This window comes from Paracoccus chinensis, assembly GCF_900102885.1.
Classification (GTDB): Bacteria; Pseudomonadota; Alphaproteobacteria; order Rhodobacterales; family Rhodobacteraceae; genus Paracoccus; species Paracoccus chinensis.
Map to the genome: position 1 here is coordinate 61,146 of NZ_FNGE01000012.1, position 18,992 is coordinate 80,137.

Annotated in this window: 18 protein-coding genes and 1 tRNA gene; 7 read left to right on the plus strand and 12 right to left on the minus strand. The window is 67.4% G+C overall.

The window, feature by feature from the left end; genetic code table 11:
- Positions 1-4 precede the first annotated feature (4 nt).
- From BLQ03_RS12790 to BLQ03_RS12805, 4 genes are all read left to right on the plus strand, one after another.
- Positions 5-946 carry a DMT family transporter gene (locus BLQ03_RS12790; protein ID WP_090756720.1) on the plus strand — a complete coding sequence of 314 codons (942 nt, stop codon included), beginning with the start codon at positions 5-7 and terminating at the stop codon, positions 944-946.
- Between the two features lie 48 nt (positions 947-994).
- Positions 995-1,071, plus strand: a tRNA-Pro gene (locus BLQ03_RS12795).
- Between the two features lie 247 nt (positions 1,072-1,318).
- A complete protein-coding gene (locus tag BLQ03_RS12800) occupies positions 1,319-2,236 on the plus strand; it encodes a CBASS cGAMP-activated phospholipase (RefSeq protein ID WP_090756722.1) in 918 nt (305 codons plus the stop codon).
- Between the two features lie 25 nt (positions 2,237-2,261).
- On the plus strand, positions 2,262-2,747 hold the full coding sequence (locus BLQ03_RS12805; RefSeq protein WP_090756723.1) for a hypothetical protein: 486 nt from the start codon (positions 2,262-2,264) through the stop codon (positions 2,745-2,747).
- 153 nt (positions 2,748-2,900) lie between these two features.
- On the opposite strand, the gene BLQ03_RS12810 is transcribed toward BLQ03_RS12805, so the two are convergent.
- The 11 genes from BLQ03_RS12810 to glpD form a co-directional block, all read right to left on the minus strand.
- Complete coding sequence (locus BLQ03_RS12810) at positions 2,901-3,608, minus strand: type 1 glutamine amidotransferase domain-containing protein (protein WP_090756724.1); 708 nt, start codon at positions 3,606-3,608, stop codon at positions 2,901-2,903.
- A gap of 49 nt (positions 3,609-3,657) precedes the next feature.
- Positions 3,658-6,033 carry an AI-2E family transporter gene (locus BLQ03_RS12815; protein ID WP_139166735.1) on the minus strand — a complete coding sequence of 792 codons (2,376 nt, stop codon included), beginning with the start codon at positions 6,031-6,033 and terminating at the stop codon, positions 3,658-3,660.
- A gap of 147 nt (positions 6,034-6,180) precedes the next feature.
- The gene (gene glpK / locus BLQ03_RS12820) at positions 6,181-7,668 is read right to left on the minus strand and encodes a glycerol kinase GlpK (RefSeq protein ID WP_090756726.1); all 1,488 of its coding nucleotides are present in this window, start codon (positions 7,666-7,668) and stop codon (positions 6,181-6,183) included.
- A gap of 52 nt (positions 7,669-7,720) precedes the next feature.
- Positions 7,721-9,436: an ABC transporter substrate-binding protein gene (locus BLQ03_RS12825; RefSeq protein WP_090756727.1), complete on the minus strand. Its 1,716-nt coding sequence runs from the start codon at positions 9,434-9,436 to the stop codon at positions 7,721-7,723.
- A 38-nt stretch (positions 9,437-9,474) separates the two neighbouring features.
- Positions 9,475-9,879 carry a DUF2160 domain-containing protein gene (locus tag BLQ03_RS12830; protein ID WP_245688893.1) on the minus strand — a complete coding sequence of 135 codons (405 nt, stop codon included), beginning with the start codon at positions 9,877-9,879 and terminating at the stop codon, positions 9,475-9,477.
- Positions 9,876-10,376, minus strand: a complete 501-nt coding sequence (locus tag BLQ03_RS17980) for a hypothetical protein (protein ID WP_139166736.1) — start codon at positions 10,374-10,376, stop codon at positions 9,876-9,878. Before BLQ03_RS17980 ends, BLQ03_RS12830 begins: the two co-directional genes overlap by 4 nt.
- Positions 10,376-11,188: a carbohydrate ABC transporter permease gene (locus BLQ03_RS12835; RefSeq protein ID WP_090756728.1), complete on the minus strand. Its 813-nt coding sequence runs from the start codon at positions 11,186-11,188 to the stop codon at positions 10,376-10,378. The genes BLQ03_RS17980 and BLQ03_RS12835 overlap by 1 nt, the downstream gene beginning before the upstream one ends.
- Positions 11,185-12,051 (minus strand): carbohydrate ABC transporter permease, encoded by an 867-nt coding sequence (locus tag BLQ03_RS12840; protein WP_090756729.1) that lies wholly within the window; start codon positions 12,049-12,051, stop codon positions 11,185-11,187. Before BLQ03_RS12840 ends, BLQ03_RS12835 begins: the two co-directional genes overlap by 4 nt.
- Positions 12,051-13,130, minus strand: a complete 1,080-nt coding sequence (locus tag BLQ03_RS12845) for an ABC transporter ATP-binding protein (RefSeq protein WP_090756730.1) — start codon at positions 13,128-13,130, stop codon at positions 12,051-12,053. Before BLQ03_RS12845 ends, BLQ03_RS12840 begins: the two co-directional genes overlap by 1 nt.
- Entirely contained in the window at positions 13,131-14,198 is a 1,068-nt protein-coding gene (locus BLQ03_RS12850) for an ABC transporter ATP-binding protein (protein WP_090756731.1), read from the minus strand.
- Positions 14,195-15,745, minus strand: a complete 1,551-nt coding sequence (gene glpD / locus BLQ03_RS12855) for a glycerol-3-phosphate dehydrogenase (protein ID WP_090756732.1) — start codon at positions 15,743-15,745, stop codon at positions 14,195-14,197. Before glpD ends, BLQ03_RS12850 begins: the two co-directional genes overlap by 4 nt.
- Before the next feature lie 121 nt (positions 15,746-15,866).
- Between glpD and BLQ03_RS12860 the strand changes: the two genes are divergently transcribed.
- From BLQ03_RS12860 to BLQ03_RS12865, 3 genes are all read left to right on the plus strand, one after another.
- Positions 15,867-16,631, plus strand: a complete 765-nt coding sequence (locus BLQ03_RS12860; RefSeq protein ID WP_090756733.1) for a DeoR/GlpR family DNA-binding transcription regulator — start codon at positions 15,867-15,869, stop codon at positions 16,629-16,631.
- A gap of 79 nt (positions 16,632-16,710) precedes the next feature.
- Positions 16,711-16,851: a hypothetical protein gene (locus BLQ03_RS18365; protein WP_175558865.1), complete on the plus strand. Its 141-nt coding sequence runs from the start codon at positions 16,711-16,713 to the stop codon at positions 16,849-16,851.
- 83 nt (positions 16,852-16,934) lie between these two features.
- The gene (locus BLQ03_RS12865) at positions 16,935-18,134 is read left to right on the plus strand and encodes a Hint domain-containing protein (protein ID WP_245688895.1); all 1,200 of its coding nucleotides are present in this window, start codon (positions 16,935-16,937) and stop codon (positions 18,132-18,134) included.
- Between the two features lie 299 nt (positions 18,135-18,433).
- Here BLQ03_RS12865 and BLQ03_RS12870 read toward each other — a convergent pair whose 3' ends face one another.
- Positions 18,434-18,988: a sarcosine oxidase subunit gamma gene (locus BLQ03_RS12870; protein ID WP_090756734.1), complete on the minus strand. Its 555-nt coding sequence runs from the start codon at positions 18,986-18,988 to the stop codon at positions 18,434-18,436.
- Positions 18,989-18,992 lie beyond the last annotated feature (4 nt).

An 18,992-nucleotide genomic window follows, 5' to 3' on the forward strand; every position in this document is an offset into this window, starting at 1 on the left:
CCCCATGCGCGGCAACCTGGCGGGCGCCGCGCTGGGCCTTGGCGCGATGGGCGCCTATGCGACCCACGACGCCGTCATCAAGCTGCTGGGGGCGAGCTATTCGCCCCTGCAGACCGCCTTCTTCGTGGCGCTTCTGTCCCTGCCGGCGCTGGCGGTCGTGGCCGCCCGGCGGCCGCAGGTCAGCCTTGTCCCCCGGCATCCGGGCTGGGTCGGGCTGCGGACCCTTTGCATGACGCTGAACGTGCTCAGCGCGATGACAGCCTTTGCGCTGCTGCCGCTGACGCAGGTCTATGCGATCCTCTTCACCATGCCGCTGCTGATCACGCTGCTGTCCGTGCCCATGCTGGGCGAGCGGATCGGCCCGCACCGGCTGGCGGCGGTCCTGCTGGGCCTCGTGGGCGTGCTGATCGTGCTGCGGCCGGGACAGGCGCAACTTGGCGTCGGCCATCTCTGCGCGATCGTCACGGCCCTCTGCGGGGCGCTGTCGGCGGTCATCGCGCGCCGCCTGGGCGGGTCCGAGCGCACGCTGGTCCTTGTCATCTGGCCGGTCCTGCTGAACCTCGGTGTCTGCGCGCTGGCGCTGCCCTTCGTCTATCAACCCATGCCCGGTTCTGACCTTGGCCTTGCCGGGCTGGTGGCGCTGTTCGGCCTGATCGGGGCGGTGCTGAACGTGCGCGCCTATCGCGCGGCCGAGGCCGCCGTGGTCGCGCCCATGCAATACAGCCAGATCCTGTGGGCGACGCTTTACGGCTGGCTGCTGTTTTCGGAACTGCCCGATGGCGCCACCCTGCTGGGGATCACGGTCATCATGGGCTCGGGGCTTTACATCCTGTGGCGCGAGGCACGGGCGCCCGCAGCCCATCGTCCCGTCCTGCAAGCCGAGGCCCAAGGCGAGGCGCTGCCGTCTCCCAGCATCGCGGGCTTCCGCCGCCTGCTGCGCCGCTGATTTCCCCTTGCAATCCCGCGCGCCCCGCGATACCTGCCCCGTCACGGTCGGAGCGTAGCGCAGCCTGGTAGCGCACCTGCTTCGGGAGCAGGGGGTCGGAGGTTCGAATCCTCTCGCTCCGACCAATTCAGAAAATCCCGAAAAATCCTGACTGGCGTCCTTGTCTGGGCACAGACTCGGGAAGATGCGCCGGATTTTCCGGTTCACCGAAGCAATGCGGCAAGGCGCGGGTGACGACACTGATCGCCGCCTGCGGGATCTCGGGCGCGGACCTGCCTTGAATGGTCGCCGCGGTCGGTCCGGGTGTCGGAAGGACATCTTGGAGGAACCTCCGAAGACACTGATATCTTGTCTGGAAGGAGGTGCTTTTCCATGAAGATCCTGTCGATCAGCGGGGGTGGTTTCCAGGCGCTCTACAACGTGCTCCTGCTGGAGGAGCTGGAAAGGCTCACGGGCCCGGTGAAGGACAGCTTCGACCTGTTCTGCGGCACCTCGGCGGGGGCGATCGTCGCGGCGGCGGGGGCGAGGGGAATGCCCATGGCCGAGCTGCGCGCCGGTTTCGAGCAGCGCGGGGCCGAGGCCTTCCGCCGACGCAGCATCGCCGGCCCGCGCGACCTGTGGCGGATGTGGGGGCGGTCGCGCTACATGGCGGGACCGCTGGCGGCACTGGTGGAGGAGATCGCGGGCGATGCGGCCCTTGGCGAGTTGGAGGTGCCCCTGGCCGTCACCGCCACCCGGCTGCATGACGGTGCGGCGGTCGTCTTCAGCAACCAGACGTCGCCGGAGGCGAAGCTGCGCGACGTGGTGATGGCCAGCGCGGCGGCGCCCACCATGTTCCCGGCCGTCCCGATCAACGGTCAGCTGCACGCCGACGGCGCGATCTTCGCCAATGCCCCGGACCTGCTGGCGATGGAACTGGCGCTGCGCACCGGCGCCGGGGCCGACGAGATTTCCATGCTGTCGCTGGGGTCCATGAACGCCTGTCCCCCGATGGGAGAGCCGGGTGATCCCGACATGGGCGTTCTCGACTGGCTGCGGGGGAACCGCATCTTTCGCACGATGATCGGGGCGCAGGCCGAGGTGACGAGCCGGCTGATGAAAGGACTTCTGGGCGAGCGTTACACGCGCATCGACGCCGATCCTGCCTTCCCGCTGCGGGGCGATGTCGCCCTTGACCGGGCAGACGCCAAGGCGATTGCGGCGGCGCGGATGGCGGCAAGCCTGTCACTGCCGGCGCTTGAGGCCTGGGCGCAGGCAAGCCGCGATGAACCGCTCCGCAGGATTGCGTGACATGGGCAACTTCAGAGGCTGAGGGATGACGGACTGGGTGATCGGCTGCACGCATTTCGGCCATGCCAACATCCTCAGGCTCTGCAGCCGCCCCTTTGCCTCGGTCGAGGAGATGGACCGGGCGATGATCGAGAACTGGAACCGCACGGTCGGCCCGCGCGACAGGGTCTATCACCTCGGCGATTTCGCCTTCCGCGGCCCGCCCGCCGAACATTACGAACAGCAGCTGAACGGCACGCTTGTGAGGATCCGGGGGAACCACGACCGCAAGGACTGGGGCGTTCCCTATCTGAGAATCAGGGTGAACCGGACAGGTGTCGTCCTGTTCCACTACCCGATCGAGGAATGGGACGGCTGGTGGCAGGGCGCCGTCCACCTGCACGCCCATACGCATGACCCCGAGTTCCTGTCGGCCCCGCGGCGGGGGAACGTCAGTGCCGATGCGGTGGCTTTCACCCCGGTCAGGCTGGAGGAATGCGTCGAGCGCCTGCGGATGTCGGGACCCGGCTGAGTTGCAGGCTGTTCAGCTCAGGTGCGTGCCTGCTTCTTGGAGCAACTGACAGGACCTTCGGGTCGGCAGAGCGGTGAGATGAGAGAAGCCCGGTGCAGCTCGGCGCGCACATTGTTTCCGGGGTCGGCGCTGCCGAGCCGACCCCGGGTCGCATCAGGCGACCTTTGCCTCTTCAAGGGCCTCGAAGACCAGTGCGGCGATCGGCTCGGCAGAGGCGGGGTTCTGGCCGGTCACGAGGTTGCCGTCGCGGATGGCGAAGGGTTCGAAGTCCGGGCCGGCCTCGATCCTGGCACCCAGCTTCTTCAGCCGGGTGGTCAGCAGGAAGGGGACGGCATCGGCAAGGCCGACCGCCTGCTCCTCGCTGTCGGTGAAGGCGGCCACGCGGCGGCCGGCGACCACAGGCGTGCCATCGGCGCGACGCGCGCTGACCAGCCCGGCCGGGCCGTGGCAGACGGCGGCGACGACCTTGCCGGCGGCGTCGAAGTCCGCGACCAGCTGCGCCAGTTCGGCGCTTTCGGGATAGTCGAACATCGTGCCATGGCCGCCCGGCAGCATGATGGCGTCGAAGCCCGTGGTGTCCAGCGTGTCAAAGCGCAGCGTGTCGCCGATCAGGGTCTGGAAGACCCTGTCATTCAGCGCGCGCTCGACCGAGGGGTCGTTTTCGCCGCGCGGCTTCACGCTGTTCGGATCGACCGGGATCTTTCCGCCCGCGATCGAGGCCAGCGTGACCTCGGCGCCCGCGTCGAGAAAGGCGTAATAGGGGGTCGTCAGCTCCTCGAGCCACAGGCCGGTCGGCTTGTCGCTGCCGGTCATGGTGGCGGCCGAGGTGGCAATGATCAGGATGCGGGGTTTCTTCTGCATGAGGGGACCTCTTCTTCAGGAAATGGAATGCACGGAAGCACGTGCCGCGTCACTCGGGGACCTGCTGGCCGACCGTTGCGGAGGCCGAGGTTGCCTCGGGCTCGGGGACGGGGGCCGCTTCCTCGCCGGTCAGCCGCTCTGCCACCTCGGCGGCCAGCGTTTCAAGTAGACGCAGTTCTTCCTCGTCAAGCTCGCGCGCCTCGTCATGGATCAGGCAAAGCGCCCCCAGCACCACGCCGTCTCCCTTGCGGACAGGAGCGGCCGCCAGCGCGCGGGCGGACCATTTGTGCAGGACGGCGTTTTCCGACAGCACGGGATCGCGCTCGATGTCGGACACCGTCATCGGCCGGGCATCACTCAGGACCTGCGCGGCCAAGGGCGAGTCCTGCGGCAGCACGATCAGGTCGCGCCCGTCGTCCGTGCGCACACCCGGCAGGTCGCGGCTCGCGCCGATCACCAGTTCCCGCGCGCCCTCGATGGCCAGGATCGCGGCCGTCCTGACGTCGAACACATCGGCGGCCCGGATGGCGTAGTCGTTGAGATCCTCGCGAAGTTCGGGATCCTCGAGCCGCACGCCCTTGAGCGTCTCGTCGCGGACCGCGGCCGCCTGCGGGTCCTGGACGACCTCGACCGCCGCGCCCTCCGCGTCGCGCACCAGCAGCGAGATGCGGCCCACCGCCTCCTTGATCGAGGCGACAATGGCATCCGCCCCAAGGGCCTCGCGCCGCCGGTCGTCCAGCGCATCCGGCGCCACGCCCCACAGGCCCAGCACCACCTTGGCCCGGGGCCAGCGCGCCCGGATGCGGCGCGTGAGATTGCGGGCAGCGGCGTCCGGCTCTCGGCTGAAGAAGCTCAGCAGCACGACCTGCACGCCTTCCAGCTCCAGCCCCGCGACATACCGCGAGGTGACGGTGCCTGCGACCCGCACCACCGTGGGCACACCTTCCAGCTGCAGGCTGTGGGCCAGCATCTCGCAGGCCTGGCGGTCGATCTCCCACTTGCCGGCGATGCAGGCGACGCGGGGGCGCGCGCCCTCGGGCAGCTTGGCGGGATGGGCGTCGCGGATCTCCTCCAGCAGTTCGTCCATGCCGTTGGCGATGCGCAGGCGATGCTCGGGGCGGGCGTTGTTGATATAGTCGATGCTGGCCTGCCGCAGGACCTCCATGCCCTCGTCGTTGTAGAACTCGGTCACGGACTCCTCCTCGATCACGTCCTCGGCGATGTCGATGGCATCGTCGGGGTCGTTGGCAATGAGGCGCTGGTAGATGCGCGTCTCGCGACTGAGCGCGGGACTGGACCCGAGCAGCGTTTCGAGGATGGACAACTGCGGGATATAGCGGCCCACGACCAGCAGGCAGACGGTCAGCGGCGTGGACAGCACCAGCCCGATCGGCCCCCAGATCGCCGTCCAGAAGGTCGCCGCCGCGATCAGCGACAGCACCGACAGGCCTGTGCTGGTGCCGTAAAGCAGTGGCTCGATGACGTTGTTGGACACCAGTTCCAGCACCAGGATCAGCGCGGCCGTCATCAGCACCATGTCCCAGCCCGGATCGACCGCGAAGGCAAGGCTGAGGGGGAAGACCGCCGACAGGATCGGCCCGACATAGGGGATGAAGCGCATGACCGCCGCCAGCGTCCCCCACAGGATGAAGCCCGGCACCCCGATCAGCCAGAGCCCCAGCGCCATCGGGATCGCATAGGTGACGTTCACCACAAGCTGCATCAGCAGGTATTTCGAGATGCGCTTGCTCGCCTCTTCCAGCGCGTCGGTGGACCGGTAGATGTTGCCCCCGAGTATTCTCAGCAGCCTGTCCCTCAGGTCGCCTTGGTCCAGCAGGATCAGCACCACGAAGACCAGCACGATGCCCGCCGTGGCGATGGGCGACAACAGCGGCGCCAGCCACAGCATGGCCGTCTTGAAGGGCGAGACCGGTTCGGGGATGACCCGGACCCGCTGCGGCGGGACCGCGTTCTCCTCGCCTTCGCCGACGACCTCGGCCACCTCCTTCTGGACGGTGTCCACGGTCTGCAGCGCGCCTTCCAGGATGCCCGGCCCTTCCATCTGCGCGCCCAGGTCCTTGATCTTGGCGCGGATGGTGGACTGGTAGGTCGGCAGTTGCGCGCTGAGCGACTGCACCTGCACGGCGACAAGGGTGCCGAGCCCGCCCAGCACCGCCAGCACCAGTCCCATCGCCAGCGCCACGGAAAGGATGCGCGACAGCCCGTGCCGCACCAGCCAGTGCACCAGCGGCCCCAGCACGAAGCTGATGAGAAAGGCGACCGCCAGCGGGATCAGCACCACCTGCCCGAAGTAAAGGGCCGCGACGACGATGGTCGCGATCACCAGCCCCGCAGCCACGCGCATCACATCGGTCTGCTGCGGCTGGGGCGGTTCGGTGCCGGACGGCAGAGGCGGAAGGATCACGTGGGCACCGGGAGGCTGGGGGATTGCGCAGCCGAAACGCCGAGGCCCGGCAGGTGGTTCAAACGAAAGCAGTTGAGACGCCGTCTGCCTTGCGTTCGCCCGTGCAGCGCAGCTTCGAGATGCCGGTCGATTTGCCGGGATCGGGGGCTACGTCTCGCCATGCATCGAGATCACCGCCCGGACGGCACGGGTCCAGCGGGCGTGGCGGGCCTCGCGGGTGGCGGGGTCCAACTGCGGCTCGAACCGCGCCTCGCGCTGCCAGTTCGTCAGGGCCGCGTCAGGGCCGTCCGTCAACCCCGCGCGGTAGGCGGCAAGCCAGGCGGCGCCGCGCACGGTAGTCTCGGGGTCCGTGGGGCGGTCCACGGGCGCGCCCAGGATGTCGGCCAGCGCCTGCATCGCCGCATCGGAGGCCGTCATGCCGCCGTCCACCCGCAGGACGGACTCACCCAGGGAGGGCCAGTCGCGGCGCATGGCGTCGGTCAGGTCGCGAGTCTGGAAGGCGACGCTTTCCAGCGCCGCCAGCGCCAGTTCCGCAGGTCCAGTGGCCCGCGTCAGGCCGAAGATCGCGCCCCGCGCCTCGGGCTCCCACCAGGGCGCGCCGAGGCCGGTGAAGGCCGGCACCATGATGATCCCCTGCGCGCGGTCCGCCTTTGCGGCAAGCCCCGCCACCTCGGGCGCGGCGCGGATCAGCCGCAACCCGTCGCGCAGCCATTGCACTACGGCGCCCGCGACGAAGATCGAGCCTTCCAGCGCATAGGTCGGCGTGCCGTCCAGCTGATAGGCGATGGTCGTGAGCAGCCGGTTCCGCGACTGCACGGCGGTCTCGCCCGTGTTCAGCAGCGCAAAGCAGCCGGTGCCATAGGTGGCCTTGATCATTCCCGGCCGGAAGCAGGCCTGACCCACCGTCGCCGCCTGCTGGTCGCCCCCGACGCCGAGGATCGGGATCTCGCGGCCGAACAGGTCCGCGCGGGTCATGCCGAACTCGGCCGCGCTGTCGCGCACCTCGGGCAGCATGGCGCGGGGCACGTTGAACAGCGCGCAAAGCTCGTCCGACCATGCGCCGCGGCGGATGTCATAGAGCATCGTGCGCGAGGCGTTGGTCGCATCCGTCACATGGGCGCGGCCATTCGTCAGCCGCCAGATCAGGAAGCTGTCCACCGTGCCGAAGGCCAGATGCCCCTGCGCCGCGGCCTCGCGCGCGCCGTCCACGTGGTCCAGGATCCAGGCCACCTTGGTCGCGCTGAAATAGGGATCGAGCAGCAGCCCGGTCGCTTCGGTCACGGCAGGCTCGTGCCCGGTCTCCTTCAGCCGCGCGCAGGTGTCGGCGGTGCGGCGGTCCTGCCAGACGATGGCGTTGTGGATCGCGCGGCCGGTGCGGCGGTCCCAGACCACCGTCGTCTCGCGCTGGTTGGTGATGCCGATGGCAGCGACTTGCGGCGCGCCAGCCTTCTCGATCGCGGCGCGGGCGGTGGCAGCGGTGGAACTCCACAGGTCCTCAGGGTCGTGCTCGACCCAGCCGGATTGGGGGAAATGCTGGGGAAATTCATGCTGGCTTGATGCCAGCGGCGTCAGGTCGTCGGAAAAGACCACCGCGCGGGACGAGGTCGTGCCCTGGTCGAGAGCGAGGATCGGCATGGCGTCTCCGTGCAGAAGGGGAACCCGGGCGATCCGGGTTCCCCGATTGGTGTCACTGCTGCCAGCTTTTCACCAGCTCGTCATAGCTGATGGTTTCCGGCTGCGGGTCCTCGTTCTCCAGCTTCAACTGCGGCGCGATGCCGCCATGTTCCTTGGCGTAGTTGTTCCACCAGGCAAGGTCATGCTCCTCGGCCAGCTTCGGGCCGATGTCGCCCTGGACGCCCGCGCGCTCCAGCCGCTCCATCACCTTCTCCTGCTCGGCGCAGAGGCTGTCCATGGCCTCCTGCGGGGTCTTGGCGCCCGAGGCCGCGTCCCCGATCGCCTGCCACCAGAGCTGCGCGAGCTTGGGATAATCCGGAACGTTGGTCCCGGTGGGCGACCACTGCAGGCGGGCGGGCGAGCGGTAGAACTCGACAAGGCCGCCCAGCTTGGGCGCGCGGTCGGTGAAGGACTGGTGGTCGATGGTGGACTGGCGGATGAAGGTCAGGCCGACATGGCTTTTCTTCACGTCCACCGTCTTCGAGGTCACGAACTGCGCGTAAAGCCAGGCGGCCTTGGCGCGGTCGTCGGGCGTCGATTTCAGCAGCGTCCAGGACCCCGCGTCCTGGTAGCCCAGCTTCATCCCCTCCTGCCAGTAGGCGCCGTGCGGCGAGGGGGCAAAGCGCCATTTCGGCGTTCCGTCCTCGTTCACGACCGGCAGGCCTTCCTTGACGAAGTCGGCGGTAAAGGCGGTGTAGGTGAACATCTGCTGTGCGACCTCGCCCTGGCTCGGGACCGGGCCGCTTTCGCTGAAGGTCATCCCCTGAGCCGCAGGCGGCGCATAGGCCTTCATCCAGTCGAGGTACTTCTGGATCGCATAGACCGAGGCCGGGCCGTTGGTGTCGCCGCCACGCGCGACGCAGCTGCCCACGGGACGGCTGTTCTCATCGACGCGGATGCCCCACTCGTCCACCGGCAACCCGTTCGGGATGCCCTTGTCGCCGTTCCCGGCCATCGACAGCCAGGCATCGGTGAAGCGCCAGCCCAGTGACGGGTCCTTCTTGCCATAGTCCATGTGGCCATAGACCTTCTTCCCGTCGATCTCGCGCCCGGTGAAGAACTCGGCGATGTCCTCATAGGCCGACCAGGTAACCGGCACGCCCAGGTCATAGCCGTATTTTGCCTTGAACTCGGCCTTGTTGGTCTCGTCGTCGAACCAGTCCTTGCGGAACCAGTAGAGGTTGGCGAACTGCTGGTCGGGCAGCTGGTACAGGTTCCCGTCCGGCGCGGTGGTGAAGGACTTGCCGATGAAGTCGTCGATGTCGAGGTTCGGGTTGGTTACGTCCTTCCCGGCATTCGCCATCCAGTCGGTTAGGTTCCGCGCCTGCTGATAGCGCCAGTGAGTGCCGATCAGGTCGCTGTCGTTGACATAGGCGTCATAGATATTCTCGCCCGACTGCATCTGCGTCTGCAGCTTCTCAACGACATCGCCCTCGCCGATCAGGTCATGGGTCAGCTTGATGCCGGTGATCGCGGTGAAGGCGGGGGCGAGCACCTTGGATTCATATTCATGGGTGGTGATGGTTTCCGACACCACCTTGATCTCCATCCCCGCGAAGGGCTGGGCGGCGTCGATGAACCATTGCATCTCGGCCTCTTGCGCGGCGCGGTCGAGGCTGGACATGTCGCCGATCTCGGCGTCCAGGAAGGCCTTCGCCTCCTCCATCCCCGCCTGCGCGCCGGTCGCCAGCAGGACCAGCGCCATGGCGGTGGTCAGTTGCAGTCTCATTGTCGCTTCCTCCCCAGGATGGGCCTTGGCGGCCCGGTTTACACCCAGCGGAACACCGCCGCGGCGTAGATCAGTGATGCGAGCAGTCCTCCCCAGGCCGGGGCTCCTCCCAGCCCCAGCCAGGCGAGGTTGATGAAGGCCGAGCCGAGCAGGCTGATGAACAGCCGGTCGCCCCGGGTGGTCCAGATCCCCAGAACGCCACGGCGGGGCGTCTCGGGGAAACGGATGGCGAGCCAGGTGAAGGCCAGCAGCAAGGCCGCGATCACCCAGAAGAACAGGGCGGTCGGAAAGGTCCAGGCCATCCAGCCGCCGGGATTGAGACTTTCGGTCCATTCCCGCGCGCCGTCATCGACGGGAACGAGGCTGACGAGCCAACCGAGCAGCCCGAACATCAGCAGGCCGGCGGTGGCGAAGCCGAGGTTGGTTGAGCGCCGGTGCATCATGCTGCTGTCCTTTTCACCGGCGCAGCATACCCATTGAACCGAATGTTTGAGTTTCGAAGCGCGACACTAACTCGAAGCCAGTGAGACCTGGGATCAAAGCCTGAAAATGGATGAAGTAATTCATGATGTTCATGCCCCGGCGCAACAACGTTTGTGATCACCCACGAACTGTTGGGTCTTGTAGGATGCGGAACGCTCCGCAGCGAAGGATCCCATCCTGCATTTGAATCAAACGTTTTGGACTTGAGGGGGCGTCCCTTCCGGCTGTCCGAGTAGGAAACACAAACCTCTCGGATAATGATCGGTGTTGTGCCGATATTGTGTATGACAACTTCAATGAACTTGCGGTCATGTCTTCGGACCTCAAGCGGATTGATAATGTTCACCGATGCTCTGGGTCCGCTAGTTAGCCAGCGATAGAGTTGGGCTAAAGCCAATGCAGTAGAAAGCACCGCAGCATAGATGGCAACTGGATCAAGGTTGGTATCTATGGACATCACACCCTCCCCAGGGCGAAGCCCTTGGCGATGTAGTTCCGCACGAACCAGATGACCAAGGCGCCGGGCAGGATCGTCAGCACCCCCGCCGCCGCCAACACGCCCCAGTCGAGGCCAGAAGCGCTGACCGTGCGAGTCATGGTCGCCGCGATGGGCTTGGCGTTCACCGAGGTCAGCGTGCGCGACAGCAGCAGTTCCACCCATGAGAACATGAAGCAGAAGAAGGCCGCGACGCCGATGCCGCTGGCGATCAGCGGCATGAAGATGCGGGTGAAGAAGCGCGGGAAGGAGTAGCCGTCGATATAGGCGGTCTCGTCGATCTCGCGCGGGACGCCGGACATGAAGCCTTCCAGGATCCAGACCGCCAGCGGCACGTTGAAAAGGCAATGCGCCAGCGCCACGGCGATGTGGGTGTCGAAGAGGCCGACGGCCGAATAAAGCTGGAAGAAGGGCAGGGCGAAGACCGCAGGCGGGGCCATGCGGTTCGTCAGCAGCCAGAAGAACAGGTGCTTGTCGCCCAGAAAGCGGTAGCGGCTGAAGGCATAGGCCGCGGGCAGGGCCACGGCCAGCGACAGGGCCGTGTTCATCACGACATAGATCAGGCTGTTGACGTAGCCCATGTACCAGCTGGGGTCTGTCAGGATCACGCGGAAGTTCCGCAGCGTGGGGTTCTGCGGCCAGAGACTGAAGGTGCCGGTGATCTCGGCATTCGTCTTCAGGCTCATGTTCACCAGCCAGTAGATCGGCACCAGCAGGAACAGAAGGTACAGGGTCATCACGACGGCCGACCCCAAGGAGGCGCGCCGGGTCATGGCAGGTCCCTCTGCGCGGTCATCACGGTGTAGAAGACCCAGGAGATCAGCAGGATCACAAGGAAGTAGATCAGGCTGAAGGCCGCCGCGGGTCCGAGGTCGAACTGCCCGATCGCCATCTTCACGAGGTCGATGGACAGGAAGGTGGTGGCGTTTCCGGGGCCGCCTCCGGTGACGACGAAGGGCTCGGTATAGATCATGAAGCTGTCCATGAAGCGCAGCAGCACGGCGATCAGCAGCACGCCGCTCATCTTGGGCAGTTCGATGAAGCGGAAGACGCCCCAGCGGCTCGCCTGGTCGATGCGGGCGGCCTGGTAGTAGGCGTCGGGGATCGACTGCAGTCCCGCGTAGCAGAGCAGCGCGACCAGCGACGTCCAGTGCCAGACGTCCATGACGATGATCGTGGCCCAGGCGTCCAGCGGGTCGTTGACGTAGTTGTAGTCGACGCCCAGCGCGGCCAGCGTATGGCCCAGAAGCCCGATGTCCACGCGCCCGAAGACCTGCCAGATCGTGCCGACCACGTTCCACGGGATCAGCAGCGGCAGCGCCATGAGGACCAGCACGAGGCTCGCCCAGAAGCCGCGCTTGGGCATGTTCAGCGCGATGAAGATGCCCAGCGGAATCTCGATGGCCAGGATGATGGCCGAGAACAGAAGCTGACGGCCGAGGGCTGCGTGGATGCGGTCGGACTCCAGCACCTCCTGGAACCAGCCGAGGCCGTTCCAGAAGAACTGGTTGTTCCCGAAGGTGTCCTGCACCGAGTAGTTCACCACCGTCATCAGTGGGATCACGGCGGAAAAGGCGACCAGCACCAGCACCGGCAGGACCAGGAACCAGGCACGGTTGTTGACGGGCTTGTCCATCACGCGGCCCTTTCCAGCGGTTCGATGCGCCAGTCATCGACAAAGACGCCGATGCGGGCGGGGTCCAGCGCCACGCGGTCGAAACCGGCGGGGATCGGCTCGTCCTCGGGGAGGACGAGGTTGAAGGATGCGCCCGCGACCTCGCCGCGCAGGATGCGGTGATGACCCACGTCCTCGGCGCGGATCAGGCGGAAGGGCAGGCCCTCGGTGGCGGGACGCACGGCGTCGGGGCGGATGCCGATCTGCACCCGGCCTTTCCACGGGGCATAGGCCCGGGCCAGCTGGAGGGTGGTCCCCGCGACGCGGGCGGACGTGCCCCGAACCTCGGCGTCCAGCAGGTTCATGCCGGGCGAGCCGATGAAATAGCCCACAAAGGTATGCGCGGGGGTGTCGAACAGCGACTGCGGGGTGCCCGCCTGCACCACGCGGCCCTCGGACATGACGACGACCTCGTCGGCGAAGGTCAGCGCCTCGGTCTGGTCATGGGTGACGTAGATCATCGTATGGCCGAACTCGCGGTGCAGGGCCTTGAGCTGGGTGCGCAGCTCCCACTTCATCTGCGGATCGATCACGGTCAGCGGCTCGTCGAAGAGGATCGCGTTCACGTCCTGCCGGACCATGCCGCGGCCCAGGCTGATCTTCTGCTTGGCATCCGCCGTTAGGCCGCGGGCGCGGCGGTCGAGCGTCTCCTCCATCCCGATCATGCGGGCGACGGCGTCCACACGCGCGGCGATCTGCGCCGCGGGAAGGCCCAGGTTCTTCAGCGGGAAGGCGAGATTCTGGCGCACGGTCATGGTGTCGTAGACGACCGGGAACTGGAACACCTGCGCGATGTTGCGCGCCGCCGTGGGCAGGTCCGTCACGTCGCGGTCGCCGAACAGCACCCGCCCGCGCGACGGCCGCAGCAGCCCCGAGATGATGTTCAGCAGCGTGGTCTTGCCGCAACCGGACGATCCCAGCAGCGCATAGGCGCCCCCGTCGCGCCAGGTCAGCGACATGGGCTTCAGCGCCCAGTCGGCATCGCCCTTCGGCGCCGGGCTGTAGCTGTGGGCCAGGTTGTCCAGGGTGATCCGCGCCATTCACGCCGCCCGCGCATAGGGGGCGGCGCGGGCAAGCCGGCCGCCTTCGTCAAACAGATACACATGCGCCGGGTCCAGCCAGACGGTCAGCGGCGCGCCGGTCGGCAGCCTGCGGACGCCCGGCACGAGGCCGACCCAGCGGTCCTCGCCATGCAGCAGGTGCAGGTAGGTCTCGGCCCCCGTGATCTCGGTCGCGTCCAGCCGGGCGGAGAGGGGCACGGCGCGGGGGGACTGCTCCAGCGTCAGGTGCGGTGCACGGAAGCCCGCGGCATAGCGGCCGTCGGGGACGTCTACGGGCCAGCGGGCGGTCTCCAGCAGAGCCTCGCCGCCCTTCACCTCGATGCGCTTGAAGTTCATGGGCGGGTCGCTGAAGACCCGCGCGGTCACGGCGTCCTGCGGGGCGCGATAAACCTGCGGCGTGGGGCCGAACTGCGTCACCCGGCCTTCCCACAGGGTCGCGGTATTGCCGCCCAGCAGCAGCGCCTCCTCGGGCTCGGTGGTGGCATAGACGAAGATCGCGCCCGAGGCCTCGAAGATGCGGGGGATTTCCGCCCGCAGCTCCTCGCGCAGCTTGTAGTCGAGGTTCGCCAGCGGCTCGTCCAGCAGCACGAGCCCTGCGCCCTTGACCAGCGCGCGGGCCAAGGCGGTGCGCTGCTGCTGGCCACCTGACAGTTCCAGCGGGCGGCGGTCCAGCATCGGCGTCAGGCGCATCATCTCGGCCGTCTGGCGCACGCGGGCGTCGATCTCGGCTCGCGCCACCCGCTGCAATCGCAGGGGCGAGGCGATGTTGTCGTAGACCGTCATCGAGGGGTAATTGATGAACTGCTGATAGACCATCGCCACGCCGCGGTCCTGCACACGCTGGCCGGTCACGTCCCGGCCCTGCCACAGGATCCGCCCGGCGCTGGGCTGGTCCAGCCCCGCCATCAGCCGCATCAGCGTGGTCTTGCCCGACAGCGTCGGCCCCAGCAGGATATTCATGCTTCCGGGCGCGAGCGTCAGGTCGGCGGGGTGGATCCAGACCTGGCCCCCGACCTCCTTGGCGACGCCCCGAAGCTCCAGCGTCATGCGGCGGCCCTTTCGCTTGCAACGTAGTCCTCGACGGCCGCCGCCTGTTCGGGCGTCAGTCGCAGGCCCAGCTTGGACCGCCGCCACAGCACCGCTTGGGCGTCCCGGGCCCACTCGCGCTCGATCATCCAGCGCAGTTCGGATTCGGTCAACGTCGCGCCGAAATCGCGCCCCAAGTCGGCAGCAGTCCTGGCGCCGCCGAGGATCTGCGCGGCCTCGGTGCCGTAGGCGCGCACCAGCCGGTTCGCCCAGCCGGGCGTCAGGAAGGGATGGTCGCGCCGCAAGGCCTCGGTCAGAGCTCCCGCGCCGTCCACGGGGAAGTCGCCGCCGGGAAGGGGGGCGCCCGTGGTCCAGGCGCCGGTCGCGCCGGGCAGGTGCGGGGACAGCTTCGCCAGCGCGGCCTCGGCCAGCCGGCGGTAGGTCGTGATCTTGCCGCCGAAGACATGCAGGCACGCCGGTCCTTTGTCGTCCAGCGACAGCACATAGTCGCGCGTCGCGGCCGTGGCCGAGGAGGCGCCGTCGTCGTAAAGCGGCCGGACGCCCGAGAAGGTCCGGACCACGTCCGCGGGCGTCACGGGTTGCTTGAAATAGCCCGAGACGAAGCGGCAGAGATAGTCCACCTCCTCGGGCGTGCAGACGGCCTCGCCGGGCGGGCCCTTGTGGTCCATGTCGGTCGTGCCGATCAGGGTGAAGTCGTTCTCGTAGGGGATAGCAAAGACGATCCGCCCGTCCTGTCCCTGGAGGAAATACGATTTGGCATGGTCGAAGAGCTTGCGCGTGACGATATGGCTGCCGCGCACCAGCCGCACCGATTCCGTCGAGGGCAGATGCGCCACGTCGCGTATGACCTGCCCTACCCAGGGACCCGCCGCGTTCACCAGCACCTTGGCGCGAAAGCTGCGGCCGTCGGCCAGCCGGACGGTCCAGCCCTCGCCCTCGCGCCGCGCCTCGGTCACCTTTGCGCCGACCATGATGTCGGCCCCGCGCGCCGCCGCATCGCGGGCGTTCAGGACCACGAGCCGGGCATCGTCCACCCAGGCGTCGGAATATTCATAGGCCCGCGTCAGCCGGTCCTGCAGCGGCGCGCCTTCGGGCGTGTTGCGCAGATCCAGCGAAGAGGTGCCCGGCAGGATCTCCCGCGCGCCGAGATGGTCGTACAGGAACAGACCCGCGCGGATCACGAGGTTGGGCCGGTGCCCCCGTGCCCAGGGCATCGCGACCGACAGCAGCCGTGACACCGGCGTCTTGCCCGCAAAGCGCATCTTCGGGTCCAGCGGCAGGACGAAGCGCATGGGCCAGGAGATATGCGGCATGGCGCGCAGCAGCACCTCGCGCTCGCGCAGGGACTCGCGCACCAAGCGCAGTTCGAGGAATTCCAGATAGCGCAGCCCGCCGTGGAACAGCTTGGTCGAAGCGCTGCTGGTTGCCCCCGCAAGGTCGCCCTGTTCCGCCAGCCGGACCGAAAGCCCCCGTCCCGCGGCATCCCGGGCGATCCCCGTGCCGTTGATCCCGCCACCGATGACGAACAGATCCGTTTCTGCCGACATGGTTGTTCCTCTCTCGCAAGGGCAAGTCGAACATCCGCGCGTGCGTTCTGTCAACGTGGATGTTCGTTTGCGCGCAATTTCTTTCGCTTGACAGATAGTTGCTGCGCGTTCTTCTGGAAACATGAACATCAGGCAGATGCAGATCCTCGAACTCGTGCGGGCCTCGGGCCGGGCCAGCGTCGAGGAACTGTCGGCCGGGCTGGGAGTCACGCCCCAGACGATCCGCCGCGACCTGGGCGAGCTGGCCGAGCAGGGCGTGCTGGACCGCGTCCATGGCGGCGCGATCCTGCGCAGCGGCGCCAGCAACATCGCCTACGAGGAACGCCGGCGCATGAACGAGGAGGCCAAGGCCGCCATCGGCCGCGCCTGCGCCGCGCAGATCCCCGACAACAGCTCGGTCATCCTGAACATCGGCACCACGACCGAGGCCGTGGCCCGCGCCCTGCTGCGCCACCGCAACCTGACGGTCGTGACCAACAACATGAACGTGGCCAACATCCTTGCCGCCAACGACAGCTGCGAGGTGCTGGTGGCGGGCGGGCTGCTGCGCCGCACGGATGGCGGCCTTGTGGGCGATCTGACCAGCGAGTTCATGGCGAACTTCAAGACCGACTTCGCCATCATCGGCTGCTCGGCGCTGGACGAGGACGGCGACATCCTTGACTTCGACCTGGCCGAGGTCCGGGTCAGCCGGGCGATCCTGCGGCAGGCGCGCGAACGCTGGCTGGTGACAGATTCGGCGAAACTGGCGCAGAAGGCCCCGATCCGGGTCGTGTCGCTGCGGGAACTGGACGCCGTCTTCATCGACCGTCCGCTGCCCCAGGGGCTGGGCCGGGTCTGCGAGGAGGGCGGCACCCGCGTTGTCGTGGCGTCAGAGGGCGCCTGAACCCCACTGCCTGTCCCACCAGCCCGTCAGGATTTGGCAATGGCGAAGTCGTCACGCGACAAGGCCTCACTCGGGTACCATGACCACCCTGATCCCGCGCGCCGCCAATCTCCACATGATTTTCATCATCAGTCTTTGCCAGAGAAAACGCTGGCTCGCCGCTTCAGTGAACTATATCAACTTAGGGTTGATTGACTTCATGCAGGTTGAGCTGGAATAGCGCCGCGAGTTTTCGATTACACGAACAGTTTCGACACGGGCCTTGGTGAGGCCACGCACACGACAACCGGAGGGCTCGTCGGCTTGGCGGACTCGCCCGCGTCCGGAGATGCGGACAACGAGTATGTCTTCTTCTCGGAAGATGGAGACAGCGCGCGGCTGGAGCTTAATGCCGACATCGGCGAAGGCGAACGCGTCACCGCATTCAACGTCACGATGCAGCTGGACATCAGCCGAAGTGACTACAACGGTTATGGCAACTTTCAACCCGACGGCGTGTCGTTCAACCTGACGGACCAGAGTGCGGTCTCGAACCCCGGTTCCTACGAACAGGGTGCGCCGGTCGGCCTGTCGGTGCGGGTGGTGCCCTATCAGTGGCCGGGTGATCCGGGCAACTACCTGCAGATCCTGTGGAACGGTGCGCCGCTTGCAACGGCCCCGCTGGGGACCGTCGGCGTGGAACAGGGACCGCAGCCGTTCTCCATCAGCGTCGATCGCGACGGTAACGTGAACGCCTCCTGGGGTTCCGATATTTCGGTGGCTGCGACGATCCCCGACAACGAATGGGCCGAAGCCGACCAGACGAACTGGGACTTCGTCCTTGCCGGGCGCACGGGTGGAAACGGTGGTCAGGCGTATATCGACGATATCGACTTGAGCGCGGCGGTGGCCTGCTTCACCCGCGGCACGATCATCGAAACCGACAAGGGCCCGCGCGCCATCGAGACCCTGCAGGCTGGCGACCTGATCTGGACGCTGGATGCCGGGCATCAGCCGATCCGCTGGATCGGTGAAACCCGGCTGGACGCGCAGGCCTTGGCACGCGCCCCGCAGCTGCGGCCGATCCGCATCGCGGCGGGCGCGCTCGGTAACGGAACCCCGACGCGGGATCTGCTGGTTTCGCCGCAGCACCGCATCCTTCTGAAGTCGAAGATCGCGCTGCGGATGTTCGGAGCGACCGAGGTGCTGGTCGCGGCGAAGCAGTTGCTGTCCATCGACGGGATCGAGCAGGTCGAGGCGGAGGCGGTCGATTACGTGCATTTCCTGTGCGGTTCGCACCAGGTCGTGCTGTCGAACGGCGCACTGACCGAGTCGATGTATGCCGGGGCGCAGGCACTCGCCGCGGTTTCACCCGCCGCACGTGATGAGATCCTGACGCTGTTTCCCGACATCTGCGACGGGCTGGAGGTGATGGAGCCTGCCCGCGTGCTGGTGCCGGGCAGCCGGGCAAGGCGTCTTGCGCAGCGTCATTCGGAAAGCCGCCACGTGCTTGTCGCGGGCTGAAGCTCCGTCCTGCAGGTCGGACGGCGGCTCTGCCAGGCGGACCCGCCGCTGTTCCGATCTGGCCGCGCAAGGCAGCGCGTAGGGCTGGTTCTGACCCAGTTCCCTTCATGGAAAGGCACGCCTTGCGAGCCTGCCTTTCCAAGCCTTCCGCAAGAATGTTCCTGCGCGAAGAAACCCGCGACAGGCAACCGATCCGTTGAGTGCGCAGGGGCGCGCCGATGTGCTTGGCTTCCCGGCCAAGGTCACGGCTACGACGGCTTCCCCGATGACGGCAGCCGGATGTCGGACTCCTCCAACTTTCAGGCGGTCTCGGCGGCGAGTTCGCGGCAGCCGGTTTCAAGAAGACCCGCGACATGCGGGGCAAAGCTGTTCCAGACGTCCAGCCGGAAGGCGGCGGAACCGTCGCGCCACAGGATCACGGTGACGTTGTCGAAGGCGGTGCGGCGGCCCTGACCCACCGGGATCGCCTCGATGTCGCGGGCGCAGCCGATGGTCAGCAGTTCCGCCGCGCGGGGGCCGTCGATCACCAGCGTGACCTCGCGCCCCGAGACATCGACGAGGCTGTGGGGATGGCTGGCCATCAGCGCCGCGCAGGCGGCCTGCACGGCGCCGACCTGATCGGGGGACAGGTGCAGCATCCATTCGTCGGGGCCGAGGCACAGGACCTCCAGCCCCGCCGCCGCGGCGCGCTGGCCGATGGTGGTGGGCAGCGTGAGCCCCAGCGCCGCGTTCAGCGCCGCAAGGTCGCCGCGCGCCCGCAGGACAAGCCGCCCGACAGGCGGCGCAAGGCTGACGCGGGCCACGGCGCCCCGCGCGAGGGGGGCTGCCGTGAATGAGGAAACAAGCTTGTTCATCTGG